This window comes from Oleiphilus sp. HI0067, assembly GCF_001635735.1.
This window is the reverse complement of record NZ_LWFI01000939.1, coordinates 1-2,239: the sequence shown is the minus strand read 5'-3', so window position 1 is coordinate 2,239 and position 2,239 is coordinate 1. Positions and strand designations below refer to the sequence as shown.

Genomic DNA, 2,239 nt, shown 5'->3' with positions numbered 1-2,239 from the left:
TCACACATAACAAAACAATCACCTTTATTCTTCTGCACATAAAACACTTATCAATTCCATTTCGCTCCTTATAATAGGCTCCAAAATAAATTCAAAGAGAGTAAAGACATGCCAAAAGCTAGCGAAATAAAAAAGAATGCAGCCATTGAGTACAACGGCGAAGCGTATTTTGTAAAAGACATCGAGCGTTCTGTTCCGCAAGGCAGAGCGGGAGGGAGCCTTTACCGTATGCGCATGTATAACGTGACAACTGGCCAGAAGATTGACGAAACTTTCAAAGATTCTGACATGCTTAATTTCGCCGACTTGAGCAGACGTCCCGTCACATTTTCATACAACGATGGCGACGAATATGTATTTATGGATAGCGAAGACTATTCGTCTTACTCACTGCAAAAAGCCAGCATTGAAGAAGAGTTGCTGTTTATCACCGATGCATCTCAAGGCCTACAGGTTCTGATCTTAAATGACCATCCAGTAGCCGTTGAAACCCCATTGATTGTTGAGCTGGAAATTGTCGAAACAGACCCATCTATCAAAGGCGCTTCAGCAAGTGCACGCACCAAACCAGCGACTCTATCAACAGGTTTGATTGTTCAGGTGCCTGAGCATATTTCTACTGGCGATCGGATCAAGATCAACGTAGAAGAACGCAAGTTCACTGGTCGCGCAGAAGCCAAGTAAAACGTTCAAGAAGCTCTTGGTTGAACGCGTGCTTCGACCAAGAGCGACTATAAGAAACACTGTCCACCCCTAAGATAATTTGCGCGCTCGCAAAACTGTGGTTCTTATTAGTCTTACATTAGAAACCACATAAGCTCCCACACTTCGAGAACTGCACCGAAGAGCGATAACTCGCGCTGAAGTGCCAATCAACCTTACAGTATGCCGACATGCGAAGAGATCATTCTACGATACTCGGAGCATTGTGCAGCACACCCACTTCATTTACTCTAGCTGAGCAAAAAATAAACAACATAAATCCACTTACGCGATTCAGGCGTTCGCAATATCGTAGTACAACAATAACAAACCACGGTACACATCCATGTCTTCCATTACAGAAACCACTTCGTCGGCCATGCCAGACGAAAACACTAAAACAGCGCCATGCGCAGAAATCCTCCCTTCCTCTACCGAGAATCCATACGACAATACACGCTACCGAAACTATGTATTGTTCATGTTGACCATGGCCTACGCCTTCAATTTTATTGATCGACAGATTCTTGTGATTCTTCAGGAATCAATCAAGCAAGAATTGCTGCTGAGTGATGCTCAGTTAGGCTTACTCACGGGTATCGCATTCGCCTTCTTTTACGTCATGATGGGCATTCCAGTCGCGCGACTTGCTGACAAATGGGTACGGCGAAACATCATGAGCATCGCCATATCCACATGGAGTTTTTTCACCGCAATTAGCGGCTTTGCTCAAAACTATACTCAGCTACTACTCGCACGCATCGGGGTTGGTGTGGGTGAATCAGGCTGCAGTCCGCCAGCTCATTCCATGATTTCGGATATGTACCCTGCCGAAAAACGCGGTACTGCCTTATCGATCTACTCTCTTGGCATCAATATCGGTGTTCTATTCGGCTTTCTACTAGGCGGCTGGATTAACGAATTCTTTGGCTGGCGTGTTGCTTTTATTGTGGTCGGCGTACCAGGCATCTTAATTGGCATTCTCATTCAAACCACGATTAAAGAACCGATTCGCGGCGCACGTGACGCGATTGAAAAGGTCGAGGATGCGGTGTCATTTAAGGAATCGATCAAAACGCTGTGGAGCAAAAAATCTTTCAGACATATCTCTCTCGGCGCTTCATGTCTTGCGCTTATCGCGTATGGCAGCGCGATTTGGTTTGCCCCTTATACGCTGCGTAACTTTGACATTCAAACTGGCGAACTCGGCACTTGGCTTGCGCTCATCAGTGGTATCTTAGGTGGTGCCGGAACCTTATACGGAGGTTATCTAGCGGATAAAAAAGGTGTACAGGACAAGCGCTGGTATATCTGGATACCTGCTGTTTCGGCAGCGATAGCACTCCCGTTTTTGTTCCTTGTTTACATGCTCGATGAACTTTATTTAGTGCTTTGCTTGTTTGCTATTCCAGCCACCATGGCAACGGTATATATGGGCCCAAGCTTGGCCATGGTACAAGGACTGGTCAATGTGCGAATGCGCGCACTCGCCTCAGCCATTTTATTTTTCGCGATCAATATTCTTGGCCTAGGCTTA

2 protein-coding genes are annotated in these 2,239 nt (G+C 45.8%); both read left to right on the top strand.

The window, feature by feature from the left end:
• Window positions 1-108 precede the first annotated feature (108 nt).
• Window positions 109-684 carry an elongation factor P-like protein YeiP gene (gene yeiP, locus A3739_RS11640; protein WP_068477116.1) on the top strand — a complete coding sequence of 192 codons (576 nt, stop codon included), beginning with the start codon at window positions 109-111 and terminating at the stop codon, window positions 682-684.
• A gap of 364 nt (window positions 685-1,048) precedes the next feature.
• Window positions 1,049-2,239: MFS transporter (locus A3739_RS11635; protein ID WP_156502552.1), on the top strand; the 1,191-nt coding region annotated here is incomplete at its 3' end.